This window comes from Kitasatospora sp. NPDC001527 (assembly GCF_040298605.1).
GTDB lineage: Bacteria > Actinomycetota > Actinomycetes > Streptomycetales > Streptomycetaceae > Kitasatospora.
The window spans coordinates 16,219-33,065 of sequence record NZ_JBEPAM010000055.1 but is presented as its reverse complement, the minus strand read 5'-3'; the positions used below and the strand labels follow the sequence as shown (position 1 = coordinate 33,065).

At 75.1% G+C, this 16,847-nt stretch carries 15 protein-coding genes; 13 read left to right on the top strand and 2 right to left on the bottom strand.

Features of this window, described 5'->3' with window-relative positions:
- The first annotated feature begins 5 nt into the window (after positions 1-5).
- The 9 genes from ABT238_RS33195 to ABT238_RS33155 all read left to right on the top strand — a co-directional run bounded on the left by ABT238_RS33195 (position 6) and on the right by ABT238_RS33155 (position 9,849).
- On the top strand, positions 6-1,637 hold the full coding sequence (locus ABT238_RS33195) for an outer membrane protein assembly factor BamB family protein (RefSeq protein WP_350802676.1): 1,632 nt from the start codon (positions 6-8) through the stop codon (positions 1,635-1,637).
- A gap of 77 nt (positions 1,638-1,714) precedes the next feature.
- Positions 1,715-2,344, top strand: coding sequence for an NAD(P)-dependent oxidoreductase (locus ABT238_RS33190; RefSeq protein WP_350564834.1), 630 nt, complete (start codon positions 1,715-1,717; stop codon positions 2,342-2,344).
- Between the two features lie 101 nt (positions 2,345-2,445).
- On the top strand, positions 2,446-3,084 hold the full coding sequence (locus tag ABT238_RS33185; RefSeq protein WP_350564835.1) for an NAD(P)-dependent oxidoreductase: 639 nt from the start codon (positions 2,446-2,448) through the stop codon (positions 3,082-3,084).
- A 246-nt stretch (positions 3,085-3,330) separates the two neighbouring features.
- The gene (locus tag ABT238_RS33180) at positions 3,331-4,005 is read left to right on the top strand and encodes a DUF2269 domain-containing protein (RefSeq protein ID WP_350564837.1); all 675 of its coding nucleotides are present in this window, start codon (positions 3,331-3,333) and stop codon (positions 4,003-4,005) included.
- A 13-nt stretch (positions 4,006-4,018) separates the two neighbouring features.
- Positions 4,019-5,233, top strand: a complete 1,215-nt coding sequence (locus ABT238_RS33175; RefSeq protein WP_350564838.1) for a sensor histidine kinase — start codon at positions 4,019-4,021, stop codon at positions 5,231-5,233.
- Complete coding sequence (locus ABT238_RS33170; RefSeq protein ID WP_350564839.1) at positions 5,230-5,895, top strand: response regulator; 666 nt, start codon at positions 5,230-5,232, stop codon at positions 5,893-5,895. Before ABT238_RS33175 ends, ABT238_RS33170 begins: the two co-directional genes overlap by 4 nt.
- Before the next feature lie 197 nt (positions 5,896-6,092).
- Positions 6,093-6,488, top strand: a complete 396-nt coding sequence (locus tag ABT238_RS33165) for an SHOCT domain-containing protein (RefSeq protein WP_350564841.1) — start codon at positions 6,093-6,095, stop codon at positions 6,486-6,488.
- 38 nt (positions 6,489-6,526) lie between these two features.
- Positions 6,527-7,279, top strand: a complete 753-nt coding sequence (locus ABT238_RS33160) for an ABC transporter ATP-binding protein (RefSeq protein ID WP_350564869.1) — start codon at positions 6,527-6,529, stop codon at positions 7,277-7,279.
- On the top strand, positions 7,276-9,849 hold the full coding sequence (locus tag ABT238_RS33155) for an ABC transporter permease (RefSeq protein WP_350564842.1): 2,574 nt from the start codon (positions 7,276-7,278) through the stop codon (positions 9,847-9,849). The genes ABT238_RS33160 and ABT238_RS33155 overlap by 4 nt, the downstream gene beginning before the upstream one ends.
- A 74-nt stretch (positions 9,850-9,923) precedes the next feature.
- Here the strand turns inward: ABT238_RS33155 and ABT238_RS33150 are convergent, their stop codons facing one another.
- Positions 9,924-10,205: an HPr family phosphocarrier protein gene (locus ABT238_RS33150; protein ID WP_350564844.1), complete on the bottom strand. Its 282-nt coding sequence runs from the start codon at positions 10,203-10,205 to the stop codon at positions 9,924-9,926.
- A gap of 231 nt (positions 10,206-10,436) precedes the next feature.
- On the opposite strand from ABT238_RS33150, the gene ABT238_RS33145 reads away from it, so the two are divergent.
- From ABT238_RS33145 to ABT238_RS33130, 4 genes are all read left to right on the top strand, one after another.
- Positions 10,437-13,253, top strand: a complete 2,817-nt coding sequence (locus ABT238_RS33145) for a bifunctional acetate--CoA ligase family protein/GNAT family N-acetyltransferase (RefSeq protein ID WP_350564846.1) — start codon at positions 10,437-10,439, stop codon at positions 13,251-13,253.
- 93 nt (positions 13,254-13,346) lie between these two features.
- Positions 13,347-13,946 (top strand): DUF5998 family protein, encoded by a 600-nt coding sequence (locus tag ABT238_RS33140; RefSeq protein WP_350564848.1) that lies wholly within the window; start codon positions 13,347-13,349, stop codon positions 13,944-13,946.
- 160 nt (positions 13,947-14,106) lie between these two features.
- A complete protein-coding gene (locus tag ABT238_RS33135; protein WP_350802755.1) occupies positions 14,107-15,291 on the top strand; it encodes an alkaline phosphatase family protein in 1,185 nt (394 codons plus the stop codon).
- A gap of 32 nt (positions 15,292-15,323) precedes the next feature.
- Complete coding sequence (locus ABT238_RS33130) at positions 15,324-15,980, top strand: thymidine kinase (protein ID WP_350564850.1); 657 nt, start codon at positions 15,324-15,326, stop codon at positions 15,978-15,980.
- A gap of 9 nt (positions 15,981-15,989) precedes the next feature.
- Here the strand turns inward: ABT238_RS33130 and ABT238_RS33125 are convergent, their stop codons facing one another.
- Positions 15,990-16,739, bottom strand: coding sequence for a VOC family protein (locus tag ABT238_RS33125; protein WP_350564852.1), 750 nt, complete (start codon positions 16,737-16,739; stop codon positions 15,990-15,992).
- Between the last annotated feature and the right edge of the window lie 108 nt (positions 16,740-16,847).

The following is a 16,847-nucleotide window of genomic DNA, read 5'->3' as shown; positions in this document are numbered from 1 at the left end:
TCCACGTGTCCCAGCCCAGACGGCCCCGGGCAGCCGGTTTCGGCACCGGCCTGGTGGCTCTGCTGACCGCCCTCGTGCTGCTCGCCGCCACCAACGGCGCCGGCGCCGAGGACGCCGAGTCCCGTCCGCGCTCCGGAGCCTGGACCAGCTGGCAGCACGACCCGGCCGGCAGCCGCTTCAACGACCAGGAGTACCGGATCACCCCGTCCACCGTCGGCAACCTCGACCTGAAGTGGGCCTTCGGCCACGCCAAGGTCCCGGGCGTCTACCTCGGCAGCCAGCCCGCGGTGGCGGACGGCACCCTGTACGTCGGCGGCGTCGAGGGCACCTTCCACGCCCTGGACGCCCGGACCGGCGCGGCCCGCTGGACCTTCGACGTCGCGCCGGTGGCCGGCGCCCACTCCACCACCAACCCCGACCCGGTGCGCAGCAGCCCGGCCGTCTCGGGCAACACGGTCTACTTCGGCGACAACCGCGGCTACCTGTACGCGCTGGACCGCTGGACCGGCGCGCTGCGCTGGTCGCTGAAGCTCGACAACCACCCGCAGGCCCAGATCACCAGCTCGCCGCTGGTGTACAACGGCCAGGTCTACGTCGGCATATCCAGCAAGGAGTCCGGCGCCACCTTCGACCTGACCTACCCCTGCTGCACCTTCCGCGGCTCGGTCGTCGCCGTCGACGCGTACACCGGGCAGCTCACCTGGCGGCACTGGACCAGCCCCCAGCCGCAGCCGGTCGGCACCTGGCCGAACGGCGCCAACCGCTACGAGCCCTCCGGCGTCGCCGTCTGGAGCTCGCCGGTGATCGACCGGGAGAGCGGCACCATCTACGTCGGCACCGGCCAGAACTACTCGGGCGCGGGCGGCGACACCGACTCGGTGCTCGCCCTCGACGCCGCCACCGGCGCCGTCCGCTGGCGCGCGCAGGAGGTCTTCCCGGACACCTTCACCGTCGCCTGCGGCATCGCCGGCGCCGACGCCTACTGCCCCAGCAAGGCCAACGGCACCGACCACGACTGGGACTTCGGCTCCAGCGCCAACGTCTTCAGCATCGGCAACCGCCGGGTGGTCGGCATCGGCCAGAAGAACGGCGTCTACCACGTCTACGACGCGCTGACCGGCGCCAAGGTGTGGGACCGCGCGGTGGTCGCCGACCCCAACACCAAGGGGGGCAGCTCGGGCATCCAGTGGGGCACCAGCTACGACGGGACCCGGCTCTACGTCGCCACCTGGTTCGCCAACCCCGGCACCCTGTACGCGCTCGACCCGGCGACCGGCGCGATCCTCTGGCAGACCGAGAGCCCGGCCGACGGCTGCCAGTGGGGCGGCGCGGCCGCCAACCCCGAGCTCTGCCAGCGCGCCTTCACCCCGGCCGTGAGCGCCAGCCGCGGCCTGGTCTACGAGGGCGGCGCGGACGGCAAGATGCGGGTCTTCTCGGCGAGCACCGGCGCCGTGCTCTGGCAGTACGACGTGGTCCGCGACTTCACCACCGTCAACGGCGTGCCGGCGCACGGCACGGCGCTGTCCGGCGGCGGTGGCGCGGTGGTCGCCGACGGCATGCTCTACGTCCAGGCGGCGTACTACCCGCAGTACCCGAGCACTTCGGGCGGCGCGCTGCTCGCCTTTTCCCTACGGTAGGACCCGTCGGCGTAAGCGAAGGTCAACTCACGGCCGGCGGCGTTCAGTTGCCGCCGGCCCTGGCAAGGAGGAAAGTCATGGAGATCGTCGTGGTGGGAGCGGCCGGCCGGACCGGTCGGCTGCTGGTCGAGAAGGCCCTGGAGAACAAGCACGGCGTCACCGCCCTGCTGCGCGACCCGGCCAAGCTGCCGGTCGAGCACGAGCGGCTGACCAAGGTGCGCGGCGACGTGTTCGACGTCGACTCGCTGACCGGACCGCTGCAGGGGAAGGACGCCGTGGTGGTGGCGCTGGGCGTGACCAGCCGCACCACGACGACGGTGTTCTCCGACGGCGTGCGCAACGTCATCACGGCCGCCCGGGCGGGCGGGGTGCGCCGGCTGCTCACGATGTCCTCGGCGGGCCTGGAGACCGCGCACCTGCCGGCCATGCAGCGCTTCGTCGCCGAGTTCGTGGTGGACCGGGTCTACCGGAACATCCACCTCGACCTGGGCCGGATGGAGGACGAGGTCGAGGCCAGCCCGCTGGACTGGACGATCGTCCGGGTGCCGATGCTCACCGACGGCCCGGCCACGCCCAACTACCAGGCGGTGGTGGGCGGTCACATCCCCAAGGCGTCGCGCGTCGCCCGGGCGAACGTCGCCGACTACATCGTCACCCATCTGGATGACCCGGCCACCTACGGCCGGCGCGTCGAGGTGGCCAACTGATGACCCCCGGCGGAGGCCGGCCCGCCCGCGGCACGTCCGCGGCGCGGGCCGGCCGCGCGCCGGAGGGCCACCGCCGCCGCTGACCGAGGGGGAAACGCACCGTGAACATCGTCGTCTTCGGCGCGACCGGCGGCACCGGCCGCCACTTCCTGGAGCTGGCCGCCGCGGCCGGGCACTCCACCGTCGCCTTCGCCCGCGATCCGCTGGCCCTGGCCGACGCCCGGCCGACCACCATCCGGCAGGGCGACGTCCTCGACCCGGCCGCGGTGGCCCGGGCCGTCGGGGGCGCGGACGCGGTGGTCTCCGCGCTCGGCATCGGCTACAGCCGGGCCGCCACCACCGTCTACTCGGCCGGCACCGGCCACATCCTCAAGGCCATGCACGCGGCCGGGGTGGCCCGGGTGCTCTGCGTCTCCACCACCAGCATGAGCCCGGCGCCCTGGAGCGCCGCCCCGCTGCAGCGGGCGCTCACCTCCTGGGTGCTGCACCCGATGCTCCGCCGGCCGTACGCCGACATGGCGCGGATGGAACGGCTGCTGCTGGCCGACACCGAGTTGGACTGGACGCTGGTCCGGGCCGCCCGGCTCACCGGCGGGCGGGCCCGCGGCCGCTACCGCACGGCCGCCGGGCGGCGGCTGTCCGGGGCGTGGTCGATATCCCGCGCCGATCTCGCGCACTACCTGCTCGGCGCGCTCGGCGACCCGGCCGCCCGCCGCGCGGTCGTCGAGATCGCGTACTGACCGCCCGTCCAGCGACCGCCCGCCCCGCCGGCCCGCCGGCCCGTGGCAGCGCCCACCCACCGCCCGTACTCAACGAGGGGTACGGCCGGCTACTCCCTGGGTGCGATGCCCGGCCCCCGCGGACCGGGCAGAGTAAGGAGTGATCCCGCGGATCACCCAAGCCGTGGGCCGGCGGCCGCACACCATCCACCCCGGTGGCCGCCGGCCCGTGGCCCGCGTCGCCCCTCGCCCTCCGGAGCACAGCCGATGCCCACACCTTCCGGTCCGCCCGCCGCCGACACCCCCGCGCCCCCGACCGGGGCCGACGCGGGGGAGCCGTCCGCGGCCACGACGGTGCCCGACGGACCCCCGGCCGGCCGGGCCGGCCGCCTGCGGCTGCCCAAGCACGCCCGCCGGGTCTGGCTGGTCGTGCACGTCGCCTTCTCGGTCGGCTGGCTCGGCCTGACCGCGGGCGTGCTCGCCCTCGGGATCGCCGGCCGCTTCTCCGACGACCCCGACACCGTGCGCGCCGCCTACCTGGCGCAGCAGATCTTCGCCGACTGGCTGCTGATCCCGGTCAGCCTGCTCTCGCTGCTCTCCGGCCTGCTGCTGTCCCTCGGCACCACCTGGGGCCTGCTGCGGTACCGCTGGGTCGCCACCAAGTTCTGGCTGACCCTGGCCGCGACCCTGGCCTCGATCTTCGCGCTGCGCGCCTTCATCCACGACGCGGCCGGCCAGGTCGCCGCCGGCACCGTCCCGCCGGACGGCCGCGCCCCGCACGTCCTGGTCATCGCGCCCTCGGTGGCGCTCGCCATCTACCTGACCGCCACCGTGCTGTCCGTGGTCAAGCCCTGGGGGATGACCAAGCGCGGCCGGCGCCTGGCCGCCGAGGCCCGTGCCGCGCGCACCGGCCGCGCCGCCGCCGCGGCGCCGGGGCGGTGACCCTCCGCTGTCCATGAGCACCGACCACGAGACCTACCCCTACGGCGGACCGCCCTGGACCAGGCCGGCCTGGACGCGGTTCTCCGCGCTCCTGGTCGCCCTGGTCCAGGTGATCGGCTCCACCGCCGCCTCCCACCAGCAGCCGGACCGGGCCGCGCTGGACGCCGCCGGGTACGCGCTGCTGCTGTTCGGCCCGGCCCTGCTGCTGCTGCGCGACCGCTACCCCGGACCGGTGGTGGCCGCCGTCTCCGCCGTGACCACCGGCTACCTGCTGGCGGGCTACCCGTACGGCCCGGTGTTCTTCAGCCTCGGCGTGGCCGTCTACGGCGCGCTCGCCCGCGGCTGCCGCCGGTGGGCCTGGACCTCGCTGGGCGTCGGCTACCTGGTCCACCTGGCCAGCTCCCACCTGCTGCCGCACGCCTGGCAGCGCGCGCCCGGACCCGGCCCCAGCTGGTGGCAGGAGGCCGGGGCGGCGGCCTGGCTGCTGCTGGTCTTGGCCGGCGCCGAGATCATGCGCAGCCGCGGCGAACAGCTGGCCGCCCGTCGGCTGGCCCGGCGGCAGGCCGAGGAGAACCGGGCGGCCGAGGAGCGGCTGCGGATGGCCCGCGAACTGCACGACATCCTGGCCCACTCGATCTCGGTGATCCACCTCCAGGCCGGGGTAGCCCTGGAGCTCATCGACGAGCACCCCGACCAGGTCCGCGCCGCGCTGACCGTCATCAAGGCGACCAGCAAGGAGGCGCTGGGGGAGGTGCGCCAGGTGCTCGGCACCCTGCGCGGCCCGGACGGCCAGGCCCCGCGCACCCCCGCCCCCGGCCTCGCCCGGCTGCCCGAACTGGTCACCCAGGCCGGCCACGCCGGGCTCACCGTCACGGTCGAGACGGCCGGCCCGGCCCGGCCGCTGTCCGCCCAGGTGGAGCTGGCCGCCTTCCGGATCGTCCAGGAGGCGCTCACCAACATCATCCGCCATTCGGCCGCGCGCACCGCCACGGTTCTGATGGACTGGTCCTCCCCGGACGGGCTGCTGCTCCGGGTGGACGACCCGGGCCCGGCCGCCGGCGGCGACGGCGGCGGCTCCGGCAACGGCCTGATCGGCATGCGCGAGCGGGCCGCGGCCTTCGCCGGCGAGCTGACCGCCGGACCGCACGGCGGCGGCTTCCGGGTGCGGGCCTGGCTGCCCGACCCGGCGGGGTCGGGCACGGCGAGCGAGAAGGGGCGGTCGGGATGACCCGAGTACTGCTGGCGGACGACCAGGTCCTGGTCCGGGCGGGCTTCCGGGCCCTGCTCGACGCCCAGCCCGACATCGAGGTGGTCGGCGAGGCGGACGACGGCGAGGCGGCCGTCCGGCTGGTCGAGGAACTGCGGCCGGACGTCGTGCTGATGGACATCCGGATGCCCGGCACCGACGGGCTGGAGGCCACCCGGCGGATCTGCTCCCGGCCCGAGCTGGCCGCGGTCCGGGTGGTCGTGCTGACCACCTTCGAGCTGGACGAGTACATCTTCGAGGCGCTGCGGCTGGGCGCGGCCGGCTTCCTGGCCAAGGACACCGAACCCTCCGACCTGCTGCGGGCCGTGAGGGTGGCCGCCGTCGGCGACTCGCTGCTCTCCCCGGGCGTGACCCGCCGGCTGATCGACGAGTTCGCCAGCCGCTCCCGGGAGCCCGCCGCGAGCGGGCGGCTGCTGGCCTCGCTCACCGACCGGGAGCGCGAGGTGCTCGCCCTGGTCGGCATGGGCCTGAGCAACGACGACATCGCCCGCCGTCTGGTGGTCAGCCCGCTCACCGCGAAGACGCACGTCAGCCGCGCCATGGTGAAGCTCGGCGTCCGCGACCGCGCCCAACTGGTCGTCCTCGCCTACGAGTCCGGCCTGGTCCGGCCGGGCTGGTTGTAGCCGGGGGCCACCCGCCGGCCGGCGCGGAGCAGCGCCGCCCCCGGCCCGTACTCCCCCCGTCGTACCCCCGGTGCCGCTCCCCGGAGGACGCGCCGGACCCCTCCTCGGCGGGACGCTCGTGGTGGCCTCGGGAACGGTCCGGGGCCGACGCGAGGCCCCCGTCCGAACCCGCGGGGCTCACCGAGGAGTTGACCGACATGCAGAGCACCGCACTGCTCGCCGACACGATCTGCCGGGACGGCTGGGGCCCGTGGAACGGGGGCGGCCCGGGCCCGTGGTTCCTGCTCTTCCCGCTGTTCTGGCTGCTCGTCCTGATCACCGTGTTCACCGTGCTGCGCCGCCGCGGGCCGTGGGGCCGCCGCGGCCCGTGGGGCCCGCCGTGGGCCGGCCAGTGGGGCGGCCCGTGGAACGGCGGCGGCCCGGGCTGGCGCGGTGGCTGGCCGGGTGGCCCCGAGGGCCCGCTGGCGAACCTGGCCCGCCGGTACGCCGAGGGCGAGATCAGCGAGGAGGAGTACCGCACCCGCCGGGACACCCTGCTCGAGCACCTGCAGGGCCCGGACGACACCAAGCCGGGCCAGGGCGGTGCCAAGTGACGTCCTTCCCGGTCCTCGAACTGGTCGACACCGACCGGATGGCCGCCCGCGTCACCGAGGCGGTCAAGGTCTACGGCGTGGGCCGCACCGAGGTGCGCGCCCTGGACCACGTGACCGTCGGCTTCCCGGCCGGCCGGCTCACCGCGATCATGGGCCCGTCCGGCTCGGGCAAGTCCACCCTGCTGCACTGCGCGGCCGGGCTGGACCGGCTGACCGCCGGCACCGCGATGATCGGCGACACCGAGCTGGAGAACCTCAGCGACCGCCGGCTGACCCTGCTGCGCCGGGAGCGGATCGGCTTCGTCTTCCAGTCCTTCAACCTGGTGCCGGTGCTCACCGCCCGGGAGAACATCACCCTGCCGGTCGACCTGGCCGGCGGGGAGGTGGACCGGCAGTGGGTGGAGACCCTGATCGACGCGGTCGGGCTGCGCGAGCGGCTCGACCACCGGCCGAGCGAGCTCTCCGGCGGCCAGCAGCAGCGGGTCGCGCTGGCCCGGGCGCTGGCCGGCCGCCCCGAGGTGGTCTTCGCCGACGAGCCGACCGGCAACCTGGACTCCCGCACCGGCGCCGAGGTGCTGGAGCTGATGCGCCGCGCGGTGGACGAGATGAACCAGACGGTGGTCATGGTCACCCACGACCCGACCGCCGCCGGCTACGCGGACGAGGTGCTCTTCCTCGCCGACGGACGCCTGGTCGACCGCATGGAGCGGCCCACCCCGGCCGACGTGCTGGACCGGATGAAGGCCTTCGACCACGCCCCCGCGGCCGGACGGGGAGGCGTCCGGTCATGAGCAGCAGCGCCACCGCCACCCTGCGGATCAGCCTGCGTTCGCTGGCCGCGCACAAGCGGCGGCTGGCCGGGACGTTCACCGCGATCCTGCTCGGGGTGGCCTTCCTGTCCGGCACGCTGGTGCTCGGCGACACCCTGCGCGGCAGTTTCGACACCCTGTTCGCCGACGCCAACCGCGGCACCGACGCCGTGGTGCGCAGCGCGGACGTGATGGACACCGAGAACACCTTCGGCGGCGTCCGGGCCCCGGTGGACCTGGCGCTGGCCGACCAGCTGCGCCAGGTGCCGGGGGTGGCGGCGGCCGAGCCGGCGATCCAGGGCTCCGGCCAGCTGATCGGCAAGAACGGCAAGGCGGTGGGCGGCCAGGGTCCGCCCACCCTGGCCGGCTACTGGCAGGCCGACAGCGGGCTCAACCCGTACCGGCTGGCCGAGGGCCGGGCACCGCAGCGGCCGGGCGAGGCGGTGATCAACAGGGGCGCGGCCAAGGCCGGCGAGCTGAAGCTCGGCGACACGACCGTCCTGCGCGCCCCCGACCCGGTGACGGTGACGATCGTCGGCATCGCGACCTTCGGCGCCCAGGCCGACGGCATGGGCCAGAACACCTGGACCGGGCTGACCCTGGAGGACGCCGAGCGCTACCTGACCCCGAAGGGGCAGGGCCAGGCCACCTCGATCCAGTTCCGGGCCGAGAGCGGGGTCTCCCAGCAGGAGCTGGTGACGGCGCTGTCGGCGAAGCTGCCCGCCGGGCTGGAGGCGGTGACCGGGACGAAGGTCAGCGAGGAGGCCACCAAGCAGGTGTCCAGCCGCTTCCTGACCATGTTCACCACCCTGCTGCTGGTGTTCGCGGGCATCGCCCTGCTGGTGGCGACCTTCACCATCCACAACACCTTCGCCATCGTGGTGGCCCAGCGCACCCGGGAGAACGCGCTGCTGCGGGCGCTGGGCGCGGCCCGCGGCCAGGTGCTGGCGGCGACCCTGGCGGAGGCGGTGGTGGTCGGCGTGGCCGCCTCGGTGGCCGGACTGCTCGGCGGGATCGGGGTGGCGGCGGGGCTGAAGTCGCTGTTCAAGGTGATCGGTTTCAACCTGCCGACCGGCGGCCTGGTGGTCGGCGCGGTCTCGGTGGCCCTGCCGCTGCTGGTGGGGACGGTCACGGCGGTCGGCTCGGCGGTCGCGCCGGCCGTGCGGGCGGGCCGCACGGCGCCGCTGGCCGCGATGCGGGCGGTGGCGGTGGACGGTGCGGCGGACGGCCGGGCCGGCCGGATCCGCTGGATCGCCGGCGCGCTGCTGGTGGCGGCCGGAGTGGCCGGCACGGTGGTCGGCGCGACCAACGGCCCCTCGGTGGCGCTGACCGCGGGCGGCGCGGTGACGACGCTGCTCGGTGTGGTGGTGCTCGGCCCGGTGTTCGCGACCTTCGTGGTGCGGCTGCTGGGCGCCCCGCTGCCGAGGCTGCGCGGCATGCCGGGCGTGCTGGCGGAGCGCAACGCGGCGCGCAACCCGAAGCGGACGGCCGCGACGGCCAGCGCGCTCATGGTCGGGGTCACGGTGGTCTCGCTGTTCACCGTCTTCGGCGCGTCGATCAAGGCGACCATGGACGACACGGTGAGCAAGACCTTCGCCGGGGACCTCGCGGTCTCCACCGGGGGCTTCCGCGGCGGCGGGCTGAGCCCGAAACTGGCGGACGCGGTCGGCGCCCTGCCGGAGGTGCGGCAGAGCGTGGGCCTGGGCCGGGGCGTGGCCCGGGTGGACGGCCACGGCCGGACCCTGGACGTCACCGACCCGGCCCGGCTGGCCGGCATCGTCGACCTCGGCCGGGTGGACGGCTCGCTGGAGCTGGGCACCGACGGTCTGGCGGTGTCCCGCACCGAGGCCGGGAAGCAGGGCTGGCAGGTGGGCACGACGGTCCCGGTGCGCTTCAGCGACGGCGTCGAGTCGCCGTTCACGGTGAAGGCGCTCTACCAGGGCGGCGAGCTGGCCGGTGACTACCTGATCACCCGGCAGGCCTGGGCCCCGCACAAGGGCCAGGACGCCGACTCGCTGGTGGCGGTCGCGCTGAAGGACGGGGTCTCGCTGTCGGCCGGCAAGGCGGCGGTGACGGCGGCGGCGGCACCGTTCGGCGACCCGAAGGTGCAGACCCGCTCGGAGTACGCGAAGAGCGCCGCCTCGGTGGTCGACATCATGCTCTCGGTGGTCTACGCGCTGCTGGCGCTCGCGGTGCTGATCGCGCTGCTGGGGATCGCCAACACGCTGACCCTGGCGGTGCACGAGCGGACCAGGGAGCTGGGCCTGCTGCGCGCGGTCGGCCAGACCCGCGGCCAGCTGCGGGCGATGGTGCGCTGGGAGTCGGTGCTGGTGGCGCTGTTCGGCACGGTCGGCGGCCTGGGCCTGGGGGCGTTCCTGGGCTGGGCGCTGGTGCGGGCGGCCGACACCGAGGGCACCGGCAGCTTCGCCGTCCCGCCGGTGCAGCTCACCGTGGTGCTGCTGGCCGGCATCGTCGCGGGCGCGGTGGCCGGGCTGCGGCCGGCCCGCCGGGCGGCCCGGCTGGACATCCTGCGGGCCATCGCGGCCGGCTGACCCGCCGCGCGCACACCGGAGCCCGGGCCCCCCGACCAACGGGGCCCGGGCTCCGGACGTGTGCGGTGGCGGTCTCAGGCCGCGGCGGGCAGCTCGTCCAGGCCCTCGGAGACCAGCTTGGCCAGGCGGTCCAGGGCCTGGTCGGCACCCTCGGCGTCGGAGGCCAGCACGACCTCGTCGCCGCCCTGGGCGCCGAGCGCGAGCAGGCCGAGCATGGAGCCGGCGTTGACCGGGTTGCCGCCGGGCTTGGCGATGGTGATCGGCACGCCGGTGGCCGCGACGGCCTTGACGAAGACGGAGGCGGGACGGGCGTGCAGGCCCTCGGCCCAACCGATGGTGACGCGGCGCTCAGCCATGAGACGTGCCTTTCCGGTAATGCTGGTCACGGCCGTGATGGGGGGAAACGGACGTGTTGTCTAGACCAGTGTTGCACGCAGGCGGCGCCTGCGAACCACCGCGTTCGGGACTTGTGATTGTTTCTTTCGGAGGCATAAACGACGCAATAATCCCCGTTCAGCGGCCCTGTCCACCCTGCCGTGAACACACGCCCGGCGCCATTCGGCCCACCGCCGGATAACCTGACGCTCGTGGACGACTCTGCGGTAGCGCGACCCGAGCCGGAGTACCCCCAGCACTGGGAGGCCGACATCCTGCTGCGCGACGGCGGCACGGCCCGGATCAGGCCGATCACCCCCGCCGACGCCGGCCGCCTGGTCGAGTTCTACGAACAGGTCTCCGACCGGTCCAAGTACTTCCGGTTCTTCGCGCCCTACCCGCGGCTCTCCGACAAGGACGTCCACCGCTTCACCCACCACGACTTCGTCAACCGGGTCGGTCTCGCCGTCGTCATCCGCGACCGCTTCGTCGCCACCGTCCGCTACGACCGGATCGACCCCGACGGCCGCCCCTCCGAGACCGGCACCGACGCCGAGGTCGCCTTCCTGGTCCAGGACGCCCACCAGGGCCGCGGCGTCGCCTCCGCGCTGCTGGAGCACATCGCCGCCGTCGCCCAGGAGCGCGGCATCCGCCGCTTCCAGGCCGAGGTGCTGCCGGAGAACCGCGCGATGGTGAAGGTCTTCACCGACGCCGGTTACGTCCAGCGCCGCAGTTTCGCCGACGGCGTCGTCCACCTGGAGTTCGACCTCGAACCCACCGCCGCCTCGCTCGCCGTCATGCGGGCCCGCGAGCACCGCGCCGAGGCCCGCTCCGTCCAGCGGCTGCTCACCCCGCGCTCGGTCGCGGTGATCGGTGCCTCCCGCCACCCGCAGACCGTCGGCCGCGCCCTGCTGCGCGACCTGCTCACCGGCTTCGCCGGCGACGAGCGCCCGGTCTACGCGGTCAACCGCAACGCGGAGCCCGGCACCGAGCTGGACGGCGTCCCGGTGCACCGCTCGGTGCTGGACATCCCCGGCCCGGTCGACCTCGCGGTGATCGCCGTCCCCGCCTCCGCCGTCCCCGAGGCGGTCGCCGCCTGCGGCGCGCACGGCGTCCAGGGCCTGGTCGTGGTCACCGCCGGCTACGCCGAGACCGGCCCCGAGGGCCGCGACCGCCAGCGCGCCCTGGTCCGCCAGGCCCGCGCCGCCGGCATGCGGGTGATCGGCCCGAACGCCTTCGGCCTGCTCTCCACCGACCCCGAGCGCCCGCTCAACGCCTCGCTCGCCCCCGTCCTGCCCGCCCGCGGCGGCTTCGGCGTCTTCTGCCAGTCCGGCGCGATCGGCGTCGCCCTGCTGGAGGCCGCCCACCGGCGCGGCCTCGGCATCTCCTCCTTCGCCTCGGTCGGCAACCGCGCCGACGTCTCCGGCAACGACTTCCTCCAGTACTGGGCCGAGGACCCGGCCACCGACGTCGTCCTGCTCTACCTGGAGTCCTTCGGCAACCCCCGCAAGTTCACCCGGATCGCCCGCCGGCTCGCCCAGGCCAAGCCGGTCGTCGTGGTCAAGGGCGCCCGCCACACCGGCAGCCTGCCGCCCGGCCACGCCGTCCCCGCCACCGCCACCGGCCTCAAGGACGCCACCGTCGACGCCCTCTTCCAGCAGGCCGGCGTCACCCGGGTGGAGACCATCACCGACCTGTACGACACCGGCGAACTGCTCGCCCTCCAGCCGCTGCCGCCCGGCGACCGGGTGGCCGTGATCGGCAACTCCGACTCGCTCGGCCTGCTCACCCACGACGCCTGCCTCTCCGCCGGTCTGCGCCCGCGCACCCCCGTCGACCTCACCACCGCCGCCACCGGTGAGAACTTCCGGATCGCCCTGGACACCGCGCTGAGCGACCCCGGGGTGGACGCGGTGATCGCCGTCGCCATCCCGCCGATCGGCACCCAGATGTGGGGCCCGGGCGTGGGCGGGCGGCTCACCGCCCCGGACGACCCCGAACTCGGTTCCGACGACCCGGAGATCGCCGCCGCCCTGCTCGACGCCGGCGAGCGCGCCCGCGCCGCCGGAAAGCCGCTGGTCCTCGCCCACCTGGCGCTCACCGACCTGCCCGGCCGGCTGCGCGAGGGCGGCATCCCCTCCTACCCGGCGCCCGAGCGGGCCGTGCGCGCCCTCGCCCACGCCGTCCACTACGCCGACTGGCGGCGCCGGATGGCCGAGGCCGAGGAGACCGCCCGGGTCCCCGAACTCGACCGGATCGACGAGGCCGGCGCCCGCGCCCTGGTCGAGGAGGCGCTCTCCACCCGCACGGCCATCGCCGCCCGCACCCAGCCCGGCGGCGCCCGGATCACCCTGCCCGACGCCGACGCCGCCGCCCTGCTCGCCCGCTACGGCGTCGACGTCTCGCCGACCCTGCCCGCCCCCGACGAGGAGAGCGCCGTCCGCGCCGCCGCCACCCTCGGCTACCCCGTCGCGCTCAAGGCCACCGCCCCCCACCTGCGCCACCGCCCCGACCTCGGCAGCGTCCGGCTCGACCTGACCGGCGAGCCCGGCCTGCGCCGCGCCCACCACGAGCTGGACGCCCTGCTCGGCGGCGCAGCCCAGGCCGAACTGGTGGTCCAGCGGCTCGCCCCGCGCGGGGTGGACACCGTGATCGGCGCCACCGTGGACCCGGCGGTCGGCGCGATCCTCTCCTTCGGCCTGGCCGGCGCCCCCGCCGAACTGCTCGGCGACGTCGCCCACCGGCTGGTTCCGGCCACCGACCAGGACGTCGCCTCGCTGGTCCGCGAGGTCCGCGCGGCGCCCCTGCTGTTCGGCTGGCGCGGCGCCGAGGCCGTCGACACCGACGCCCTGGAGGAGCTGCTGCTGCGGGTGTCCCGGCTGGTCGACGACCTCCCGGAGGTCGCCTCGGTGGATCTCGAACCGGTGGTCGTGGCCCCGCACGGACTGGCGATCCTGGGGGCGCGCGTGCGCATCGCACCCCTGCCGGTCCGCAGCGATCTGGGTCCGCGCGCCATGAGCACGCTGTAACCTTCCTTGGTTGCGTCCGGACCGCGGGCGCCGTTGTCCGAAGCTCGGCGCCGCGCCGCCCGCTTCGTCGGCGGACCATGCCAGGATGGAGTTATGGCGAAGACCGGTACCACCACCACGCAGGACCTGCGTTCCGCGATCGAGCGCAGCGGCTACTACCCGGCCCTGGTGTCCGAGGCGGTGGAGTCCGCGGTGGGTCCCGAGCCGATCAGCTCCTACCTGGTGCACCAGGAGACCACCTTCGACGCCAACGAGGTCCGCCGGCACGTCACCGTGCTGGTGCTGACCCCGACCCGCTTCGTGGTGAGCCACACCGACGAGCAGACCGGCGACGCCAGCAGCCCCGCCGTCCCGCTGGCCACCACCTCCACCGAGAGCGTCCGCCTCGACCGGATCAACTCCGTCGTGGTCAGCCGGATGGTCGCCAACCCGGAGACCTACACCCCGGGCACCCTGCCCCGCGAGGTCGTACTGACCATCGGCTGGGGCGCCGTGCAGCGCCTGGACCTCGAACCGGCCGGCTGCTCCGACCCCAACTGCGAGGCGGACCACGGCTACACCGGCTCAGCCACCGCCGACGACCTGTCCCTGCGGGTCAGCGAGGCCGGCGACGGCCCCGAGACGGTCGCCCAGGCCCTGGTCTTCGCCCGCGCCCTGTCCGAGGCGACCGTCACCGACCGCCCCCGGGTCTGATCCGCACCGCCGTCCCGCACCCGCCGCCCCACTCGCCGGTCCGCACCCGCCGTCCCGCGCCATCGCCACGTACCGCCGTCACGCGCCCACCCGCGTCGTCCGGACGCCACCCCCGGTGGCCCGGACCGTACCGGACAGCCAGGAAGCCACCCCCGCCACCATGCCCTTCGCCCCCGACGGCCACGACGCCTTCGAGCTCCTCGACCCCGCCGCCGCGCCCGCGCCCCCGTACGGCACCGGCTCGCTCTGCGACCTGCTGCCCTCGGTGGCGGCCGGCCTCGGCGTACCCGGCTTCGAGGCCGCGCTGCCGCTGGCGCCCGCCGACCGCGCGGTGGTCTTCCTGGTCGACGGCCTCGGCTGGGAACTGCTGCTGCGCCACCCCGAGTACGCGCCGTTCCTCTCCTCGCTGACGCCCGGCTCGCTCGGCGGCACCGGCCGCCCGCTGACCGCCGGCTTCCCGTCCACCACCGCCACCTCGCTGGCCTCGGTCGGCACCGGCACCCCGCCCGGGCTGCACGGCCTGGCCGGCTACACGGTGGCGGTGCCCGGCGCCGGCCACCTGATGAACCAGCTCCGCTGGCAGCCGCACACCGACCCGGGCACCTGGCAGCCGTACCCGACCGTCTTCGAGCGGGTGGACGCCGCCGGGGTGGCCACCGCCCAGGTCTCCTCCCCGCTGTTCGCCCAGACCCCGCTCACCCGGGTGGCGCTCTCCGGCGGCACCTTCCTCGGCCGCACCACCGGCGAGGAGCGGATGGACCGGGCCGCCGCCTGGCTGGCCGAGCACGACCGCGCCCTGGTGTACACCTACGTCAGCGAGCTGGACGGCGCGGGCCACCGCTTCGGCGTGGACTCCGACGAGTGGCGGATGACCCTGGACGCGGTCGACCGGCTGGCCCGCCGGCTCGCCGAGCAGCTGCCCCCGCGCTCGGTGATGTACGTGACCGCCGACCACGGCATGATCGACATCGCCCCGGAGGACCGGATCGACTTCGACGAGGACTGGGAGCTCGGCGCCGGCGTCGCCCTGCTCGGTGGCGAGGGCCGGGCCCGGCACGTCTACGCCGTCCCCGGCGCCGCGGCCGACGTGCACGCGGTGTGGAGCGAGGTGCTCGGCGACCGGATGTGGGTGGCCACCCGCGACCAGGCGATCGGGGCCGGCTGGTTCGGCCCCGCCGTGGACGAGCGGGTCTACCACCGGATCGGCGACGTGGTCGCCGCCGCGCGCGACGACATCGCCGTCACCGCCTCCCGCAACGAGCCGGGCGAGTCCGCGATGATCGGCCTGCACGGTTCGATGACCCCGGTCGAGCAGTACGTGCCGCTGCTCGAATTCCGCCGCTGAACCCCCTGATGTGAAAGGCTTTTGCACCACCCATGGCTGAACTGGTGTTCTTCTCCGGCACGATGGACTGCGGGAAGTCGACGCTCGCGCTCCAGATGGACCACAACCACGCCGCCCGCGGCCGGCAGGGGATCATCCTCACCCGCAACGACCGGGCCGGCGCGGCCACCATCTCCAGCCGCCTCGGCCTGCGAGCCGACGCGGTGGAGGTGTCCGACGACTTCGACTTCCACGCCCACGTGGTGCACCGGCTCTCGGCCGGCGGCCGGGTCGACTACCTGATCTGCGACGAGGCCCAGTTCTTCACCCCCGGCCAGATCGACCAGCTCGCCCGGGTCGTCGACGAACTCGACATCGACGTCTACACCTTCGGCATCACCACCGACTTCCGCACCCGGCTGTTCCCCGGCTCGCAGCGGCTGATCGAGCTCGCCGACCGGGTCGAGGTGCTCCAGGTGGAGGCGCTCTGCTGGTGCGGCGCCCGGGCCACCCACAATGCCCGCACCGTCGGCGGGGTGATGGTGGTCGAGGGCGCGCAGGTGGTGATCGGCGACATCTCGGTGCGCGAGGACGAGGTCGGCTACGAGGTGCTCTGCCGCCGCCACCACCGCCGCCGGCTCACCGCCGCCACCGCCCGCGCCGCCGTGCTCTCCCCGGACGTCCTCCCCTTCGAGGAGCAGCAGGCCTGAGGCTCGGCCTCAGACCGCCTCCAGCACGGAGAAGTGCCCGCCGCGCGGGTCCGCCAGCCGGACCGCGAGGCCGCGCGGCGTCGGGTGCGGCTCCACCAGCACCCGGCCGCCCAGCTCCACCGCCCGGCGGGCCGTCAGTTGGGCGTCTGTGACGGCGAAGTGGGTGCGCCAGCGCGGCGGGTGGCCGCGCAGCTCGGCGTCGCGCCGGATCCCGGCCACCGGCCGGCCGCCGACCAGCAGGGCCGCCCCGTCCTCGTCCTGCGCCACCGGCACCCCGAGCACCGCGCGGTAGAAGACCGCCGCGCCGTCCGCGTCCGGGGTGAGCAGCTCGGCCCAGGCCGGCCCGCCCGGCTCGGACCCGGCCTCCCGGCCGGGGTGCTCCTCGCCCTGCCAGAGGCCGAAGACCGCCCCCGAGACGTCCGCCGCGATCGCCAGCCGCCCGGCCCGCTCCGCCTGCAGCGGCCCGACCGCGACCGTTCCGCCGCACTCGCGCACCAGCTGGGCCGAGCGGTCCGCGCTGTCCACCGCGAAGTAGGTGGTCCACTGCACCGGGAAACCGGTCACCGAGGACAACCCCAGCCCGGCCACCGGCTCCTCCCCGAGCCGGGCCCGCACGTACGCGCCCAGCTGCGTCGGCCCCTGGGTGAACGTCCAGCCGAGCAGTTCGCCGTAGAACGCCCGGGCACCGGGCAGGTCGTCGGTCATCAGGCTGACCCAGCACGGGGTGCCCTGGGCCAGCCGGAGTGTCAGCGCGGACATGACAGGTCTCCTCGGGGGGCGGACGGCGCACGAAACGGCGCAGTGAGGGTGATGCTTCCACCGTGGGGCGCGTCGAACCCTCGGGCCGCGCGGAAAGTCCGGCAAAGA